Origin of the sequence: Actinokineospora sp. (assembly GCF_050699995.1) — a bacterium.
Taxonomy (GTDB): Bacteria; Actinomycetota; Actinomycetes; order Mycobacteriales; family Pseudonocardiaceae; genus Actinokineospora.
The window spans coordinates 1-6,178 of sequence record NZ_JBOHGC010000608.1 but is presented as its reverse complement, the minus strand read 5'-3'; the positions used below and the strand labels follow the sequence as shown (position 1 = coordinate 6,178).

8 protein-coding genes are annotated in these 6,178 nt (G+C 68.4%); 5 read left to right on the top strand and 3 right to left on the bottom strand.

The features are described 5' to 3' along the window. The 5 genes from ACRDSQ_RS29310 to ACRDSQ_RS29290 all read left to right on the top strand — a co-directional run. A partial coding sequence (locus tag ACRDSQ_RS29310) for a helix-turn-helix domain-containing protein (RefSeq protein ID WP_431425520.1) occupies positions 1 to 786 on the top strand: 786 nt, incomplete at its 5' end. Positions 787 to 789: 3 nt separating this feature from the next. Further along, entirely contained in the window at positions 790 to 975 is a 186-nt protein-coding gene (locus ACRDSQ_RS29305; RefSeq protein ID WP_431425518.1) for a DUF397 domain-containing protein, read from the top strand. 50 nt (positions 976 to 1,025) lie between these two features. Beyond that, positions 1,026 to 1,730, top strand: coding sequence for a 3-oxoacyl-[acyl-carrier-protein] reductase (gene fabG / locus ACRDSQ_RS29300; protein WP_431425516.1), 705 nt, complete (start codon positions 1,026 to 1,028; stop codon positions 1,728 to 1,730). 28 nt (positions 1,731 to 1,758) lie between these two features. Continuing rightward, positions 1,759 to 2,526 carry an enoyl-ACP reductase FabI gene (gene fabI, locus ACRDSQ_RS29295; protein ID WP_431425514.1) on the top strand — a complete coding sequence of 256 codons (768 nt, stop codon included), beginning with the start codon at positions 1,759 to 1,761 and terminating at the stop codon, positions 2,524 to 2,526. Continuing rightward, complete coding sequence (locus ACRDSQ_RS29290) at positions 2,523 to 3,548, top strand: ferrochelatase (protein WP_431425512.1); 1,026 nt, start codon at positions 2,523 to 2,525, stop codon at positions 3,546 to 3,548. The genes fabI and ACRDSQ_RS29290 overlap by 4 nt, the downstream gene beginning before the upstream one ends. Positions 3,549 to 3,943: 395 nt before the next feature. Here the strand turns inward: ACRDSQ_RS29290 and ACRDSQ_RS29285 are convergent, their stop codons facing one another. The 3 genes from ACRDSQ_RS29285 to ACRDSQ_RS29275 form a co-directional block, all read right to left on the bottom strand. Further along, positions 3,944 to 4,510: a hypothetical protein gene (locus tag ACRDSQ_RS29285; RefSeq protein ID WP_431425511.1), complete on the bottom strand. Its 567-nt coding sequence runs from the start codon at positions 4,508 to 4,510 to the stop codon at positions 3,944 to 3,946. 276 nt (positions 4,511 to 4,786) lie between these two features. Continuing rightward, the gene (locus ACRDSQ_RS29280; RefSeq protein WP_431425510.1) at positions 4,787 to 5,329 is read right to left on the bottom strand and encodes a hypothetical protein; all 543 of its coding nucleotides are present in this window, start codon (positions 5,327 to 5,329) and stop codon (positions 4,787 to 4,789) included. Between the two features lie 13 nt (positions 5,330 to 5,342). Continuing rightward, the coding region (locus ACRDSQ_RS29275) for a VWA domain-containing protein (protein WP_431425509.1) at positions 5,343 to 6,178 on the bottom strand (836 nt) is incomplete at its 5' end.

Below are 6,178 nucleotides of genomic sequence, written 5' to 3'. Positions count from 1 at the left end.
TTCGGTGTGCGGGAGGTGTCGCGGCGGTTGGGGATGTCGCACACGACGATCTCGCAGTGGGAGACCGGGAAGCGGGTGCCGCACCCGGAGGATGTGGCGGCGATGCTCGCGGCGATCGGTCTGACGGGGGAGCGCCGGGAGGAGATTCTCGATCTCGCCCGAGGCGCGGCCGATTCGAACTGGCTGGCTGCGGGCGGCCCAGGGGCATCGGCCGCGCTGGCCGGCATTGTCGAGTGCGAGCGCACAGCGACCGAGATCATTGAATGGAGCCCGCTGGTCATTCCGGGATTGCTGCAGACCCCGGATTGCGCGCGGGCAATCATCGGCAGCGTGGATTCGTTGCTGCCCAAGGAGGTCGAAGCGCGGGTTCGCGTCCGCGCCGACCGGCGAGCGGTGCTAACCGATGAGCGGGATGGCCTTCCGCCTGCTGAATACACGGCCCTCATCGGTGAGTGGGCTCTGCGGCAACGGATCGGCGGCATGGCGGTGTTCGCCGCGCAGCTTTGCGAACTCCTCACGCTCGTCGTGAATGATTTTGCCGTCGTGCGGGTCGTGCCGGTTCAGGATGACTACCACCCTGGCCTGGCTGGCTCGTTCATTCTCTACAACTTCGAGGAGGCGCCGTCGATCGTGCACCTCGAAAGCTACCGGTCGTCGGTGTTCCTTTATGACGAGGAGAGTGTCGCTGCCTTTCGGGTGGCGACCAATCAGATGTTGCGAAGGGCCTTGGAGCCCAAGGAGTCAGCGGCCTTGATCGCCCAGGTCGTCGAGGAGATCGAGAGGTGAGAGATGGAACGGTGGCGCAAGAGCACCGCGAGTCAGGTCGATAGCGCTTGCGTGGAGGTTGAGGGCTCGTTGCGTGCCGTCCGGGACTCCAAATGCCGGAACCCGCAACTGACTGTGGACGTCCCACGGCTCGTCGCGTGGGTCTGTGACGAACGGCGCGTCGGCCCAAGGGAGGTTACGTTCCAGTAGCCCGATAGCCTCCCCACCGGACGTGTTCGCGGGCCTGGATGGGGAGCGGAATGGGACGGTCGGTACTGGTCACCGGCGGGAACCGAGGCATCGGTCTCGCGATCGCGCAGGCGTTTTTGGCGCAGGGCGACAAGGTGGCGATCACGCACCGGGGGTCTGGGGCTCCTGAGGGGATGCTGGGCGTCCAGTGCGATGTCACCGACGCGGAGGCCGTCGATCGTGCCTTCAGCGAGGTCGAGGCCGCCAACGGGCCGGTGGAGATCCTCATCGCCAACGCCGGCATCACCGACGACACCCTGCTCATGCGCATGGACGAGGAGCAGTTCACCCGGGTCATCGACGCCAACCTCACCGGTGCGTGGCGGGTGACCAAGCGGGCGACTCGGGCCATGCTCAAGGCGCGGTTCGGGCGGGTCGTCTACATCTCCTCCGTCGTCGGCATGCTCGGCGCGCCGGGGCAGGTCAACTACGCGGCCAGCAAGGCCGGGCTCATCGGTATGGCGCGGTCCATCGCCCGTGAGCTGGGGTCGCGCAACATCACCGCCAACGTGGTGGCGCCCGGGTTCATCGAGACCGACATGACCGCCGCGATGACCGAGGACCGCAAGAAGCAGATCCTCGGCAACGTCCCCGCCGGCCGCTACGGACAGGTCGAGGAGATCGCCGCAGCGGTCACCTTCCTCGCGTCCGACCAGGCGGGCTACATCAACGGCGCCGTGCTTCCTGTCGACGGTGGCGTCGGCATGGGCCACTGACCACACATTCCCAGGAGGACACCCAGCGATGACCGGACTGCTCGAAGGCAAGCGACTGCTGATCACCGGCGTGATCACCGACTCGTCCATCGCGTTCCACGTGGCCAAGGCCGCCCAGGAGCAGGGCGCGACCGTGATCCTCACCGGGTTCGGCCGGATGAGCCTCGTCGAGCGGATCGCCAAGCGGCTGCCGCAGCCCGCTCCGGTGATCGAGCTGGACGTGCAGAACGACGAGCAGCTCGCGTCGCTGGCCGACCGGGTGCGTGAGCACGTCGACGGGCTCGACGGCATCGTCCACGCCATCGGTTTCGCCCCACAGACCTGCCTCGGCGCGCCCTTCATGGACGCGCCCTGGGAGGACGTGAGCGTCGCCCTGCAGGTCTCCGCGTACTCGCTTAAGTCGCTGACCCAGGCCGCACTGCCGCTGCTGACCCGCGGTTCGTCCGTCGTCGGGCTGGACTTCGACGCCCGCGTCGCGTGGCCCGCCTACAACTGGATGGGCGTGGCCAAGGCCGCGTTCGAGTCGGTCAACCGGTACATGGCCCGCGAGCTGGGCCCCGAGGGCATCCGGGTCAACCTGGTCGCCGCTGGCCCGGTTCGGACGATGGCCGCCAAGTCCATCCCCGGCTTCGCCGAGCTCGAGGCGGGCTGGGCCGACCGCGCCCCGCTGGGCTGGGACGTCGACGACGCCACCCCGGTCGCCAAGTCCGTGTGCGCGTTGCTGTCGGACTGGCTGCCCGCGACCACCGGCTCCATGGTCTGGGTGGACGGCGGCGTCCACGCGCTCGGCATGTGATGGCCGACGCGCTGCTCTGGCTGTCCTTCGGCGGCCCCGAGTCCCCGGCTGACGTTCGTCCGTTCCTGGAGAACGTCACCCGGGGCCGGGGCGTGCCACCGGAGCGGCTCGACGAGGTCGAGGCGCACTACCAGCACTTCGGCGGCGTCTCCCCGATCAACCGGCTCAACCGCGACGTGATCGAGGCTGTCCGCAATGAGTTGGAACGCCAGGGCGTCGACCTGCCGATCTACTTCGGCAACCGCAACTGGCACCCGATGGTCGAGGACACCGTCGCCCAGATGAAGGCCGACGGCGTCCGCTCCGCGCTGGTGTTCCCGACCAGCGCCTACGGTGGCTACTCGGCGTGCCGCCAGTACGACGAGGATCTCCTGCGCGCCCGCGCCGCCGTGCCGGACGCGCCGGACTTCCTGAAGCTGCGCCACTACTTCGACCACCCGCTGTTCATCGCCGCTGCCGCGGACGCGGTGCGCGAGGCGACGATCCCCGGCGCCCGCCTGGTCTTCACGGCCCACTCGGTGCCCGAGTCGGCGGACCTCGCCGCCGGCCCGCCCGAGGAGGGCGGACGCCGGTACTCCCGCCAGGTCGCCGAGGCGGCCCGGCTCGTCGCCGCCGAGGCGGGTGCCGCGGAGTACGACGTGGTGTGGCAGTCACGATCCGGTCCGCCGCGCATCCCGTGGCTGGAGCCGGACATTGTGGACCACCTGGAAGTGTTGCACGGCAACGGAGTCCGCGCGGTGGTCGTCTGTCCTATCGGGTTCGTGAGTGACCACCTGGAAGTCGTGTGGGATCTCGACACCGAGGCGGCGGACAAGGCCAAGGAGCTGGGCATGGACTTCGCCCGCGCCGCCACGCCCGGCACCGACCCGCGATTCGCCGAACTGGTCGTGGAACTGGTCCGCGAACACCTCGCAGGCGCGCCGGTGCGCAAGCTGTCGGACTTCACGGTGGCGGGCAGCACCCGAAACGGCGACCCGTGCGCCATCAGCTGCTGTGAACCGGCGAAACGACCGGGCCGCTGACCGTCGCGAACCGCGAACTGATTGTCCTGAACTGCGAACTCGTTGTCCTGAAGTGAGAACTCACTGTCGGGAACGTTGGACTCGCGAAGATAAATAGGGTGGCGGGACGGTGCAGGGATCCGTCCCGCCACCCTCTGGCGGCTAGGCGCGCAGTCGGACCCTGTGCCGAAGGTCTGACGCTGCAGCCTGTGCGGGGAAAACGGCCGCGACATACGTGATCGCGCACTCCGGACACATCAGAGGTTCGCCTGGACGCTCCGAGAAGCGTGCGTCCACCGGCATGCCGCACAGGCCCACCGTGCGGCTTACCGGAACCAGATGTGCCCGTCCACGATATGTCGCGCTGGTTCCCCAGCACACATCGCCGCGCGGGTCGGGGATGCGATTCATGATCATCACCCGTTCGCTTGGGACATGTCGAGCTTGGTGTGGAGCAACCGGCCGGTCTCGCTGAGCGTGACCAGTCGGCAGTCTCGGAGGCGGGCGGAGCCGATCACCACGTGACCCGCGTTGATCAACTCCCGGAGCCGCGCGGTGAGTCGCCCGCCAATGGGCTCACCGCGGTCGGTGATCTCGTTCTGCTCGGTCATACCGAGTTCGCCGCGCTGCGCGCACCGCAGGAGGACGTACCAGTCGCGGGAGCGGGCGGCGTCGGCGGGGGAGCGGCGGCCGCGGCGCAGCCAGATGTCGAGGAGGCGTTCGCCCGCCGACGTCAACTCGGCGACGACCCAGCCGTCACGCGGGTCGGCCGCCTCGGCGAAACCGATGAAACCGTCGCGGCGCAACGTGAACAGCGCGCTTACCATGAGGGCGCTCAAGTCGTCGGAGCGGTGGCGCAGGGCCGATGTCGTGCCGTACGCGCCCACTTCACCGCGCGCGACCATCTGCAGCGCGTGGAGGTGGGTGGTATCGAGCGCGAGCGGACGGGTTCCCGGCTTCCGTTCAACGAGATGTGCGGTCATGGTGTGACTCCGGTAACAGCGGTTGGTTCAATGTGCTCATAGTGGGCGAGTCGCCACACGATCGCTCATCTCAACATCCCATAGCACCGGGTTATGGACGCGCCGTTTTGCCTGTCGTGACAGAGTTTTGCGAGGTCGGAGGCACTATCGGCGGCCAGAACTGTTAACTCGAACGGGAATCTCCCGTCGCCGATCAGGGATTTCGCCGCGATCAAGCCGACGAAACACGCCATAACATGACCGACTGTAGGTACATGATCCACGGTGCGTGCGCGGTCAGGTTGCCTTAAGGGCGTGGTCCACCGCGCTTTCCGCGTTGTCCAGGTTCCGCTTGAGCAGCCCGAGTTCCTCGACCAGCCCGGAGATCCGGGCGGGCGAGGTGCCGTCGACCCGTTTGGCGAGAACGGCCATGCGCGCCGCACAGTCGTTCAGTGTCGCCAGGGCGGCCGACGACCTCGTCCGCGCGAGCCGCATGTCGTTGCGCGCCACGAGCGCCGCGAGCCGGTACGCGGCGTCGACGACCCGGGCGGTCGGGGCCATCACCGGGTCGGCGTCGTGCACGGTCGTGGCCCGCAGCCGGATGTCGACCGCCGTCAGGCAGATCCGCCGCAGCGAGTCGCGCGCCCGCGCCGGGACCGGCACGCCGTCCTTGGACAGGGCCGCCTTGACGAGGAGCACCAGCCCGGCGACGCCGACACCCACCGGCAGGGCCAGCCACACCCAGTTCGCGCGCGCGGCGGTGACGGCCCCGGCGAGCGCACCGAGGAGGACGGCGGCGGCGAGCCCGGTGGGTTCGCGCAGGTTCTGTCGTAAGCCCATCGGCAGCAGCCTCTCAGAAGTTGTGAAAGACGCTGACGAACACCTCATCGATGTTCTTCGGGTCCTTGACGGCGTCGTAGGACAGCGCCTTGCTCGTCGCCGCGATCATCTGCATGGTCCCCGGGTCCGACTTCTGTCCGTAGGAGATCGTGAAGATCGGCATCTTGGTCTCGGTGAGCTCCGGGTTGATCTTCGCCAGGAGCGCTTCCCGTGCGCCCGGCACCTTCGTGCTGTCCTCGCCGTCGGAGAGCGCGACGATCGCGTTTATCCGCTCCGGGTCGGGCTGCGCGGTCATCTTGGCGTAGGCGGCGCCGACGGTGGCGTAGAGATCGGTGGCCCCCGTCGCCGCGAGCCCGTCGATCGCCGCGCCCAACGCGGCTTTGTTGGCGCCGAGCCGCCCGACCGGGACATGCTCGGTGTAGCCGGGTGAGGAGAACGTCCAGAGCCCGACTTCGTCCTCGGCGGACAACAGGTCGAGCGCCCGCTTCGCGGCGGGCTTGACCAGGTCGAGCTTGCTGCCACGCACCTCCGGGTCGTTCGCCGCGGCGGGGTCGTTCATCGAGCCGGAGACATCGAGCACCAGCAGCACCCGCGCTTTGCGCCGGGTTCCGTTCCACGCCTTGACGATCGCCTCGACCAGATCCGGTGTCGGTGCGGGAATCGCCGAGACGAGCTGACCGTTCGGGATGGACAGTGCCGTGCGCAGCGGCTCGGTGGACGCGCTCGGATTGGCGATCCCATGGGGCGCAACGCGAAGGTGATCTGGAAGATCTTGTCCAGATAGTCCAGTGGCCGGGCGGCGACGCCGTTGTCCGGGCCGAACAGCTCGCTCTGGTGCTGCTCCAGCGA